We start from the raw sequence: 394 nt of genomic DNA, 5'->3' as shown, positions 1-394 counted from the left end.
CAGCAGGTACAGGCCGTTGTAGGCGAACAGCAGGTCGCGCTCGGGCTCGATCATCGCTCCGGCTTCCTCCAGTTCTTCCTTGGAGTAGGTCTTCAGGATGTCGATCGAGTACACGTTGCGGTCGGCCAGGCTTTCCTGCAGCCCCACGTAGGAGCCGTATTTGAGGCTGGCGTCGTAGAAGCGGTTCTTGCTGGCGCGCTTGTACAGGCGACGCAGGTAAAGTCGCGCGGCGAAGTGTTCCCAGTCCGGCGCCACCAGGTCGATGCGCGACTCGGCCTCGCGGATCAGCAGGTCCACCAGTTCGTCGGCGCTGAGCTGTTCCCGCCGCTGCACCAGCGCCAGCACGGCGCGCTGGTAATCGGCCAGGTCGAGCTGTGGAAACTCGGCATGCACG

The 394-nt window shown here is 64.2% G+C and carries 1 pseudogene; it reads right to left on the bottom strand.

Annotated elements, in window-relative coordinates:
* Positions 1–394: pseudogene (locus DBR34_RS15035) on the bottom strand (ribonucleoside-diphosphate reductase subunit alpha); the annotation flags it as partial.

The organism is Stenotrophomonas sp. HMWF003, from assembly GCF_003061285.1.
Classification (GTDB): Bacteria; Pseudomonadota; Gammaproteobacteria; order Xanthomonadales; family Xanthomonadaceae; genus Stenotrophomonas; species Stenotrophomonas maltophilia_AP.
The sequence above is the reverse complement of the archived record's forward strand: the minus strand, read 5'-3'. Positions and strand labels throughout refer to the sequence as shown.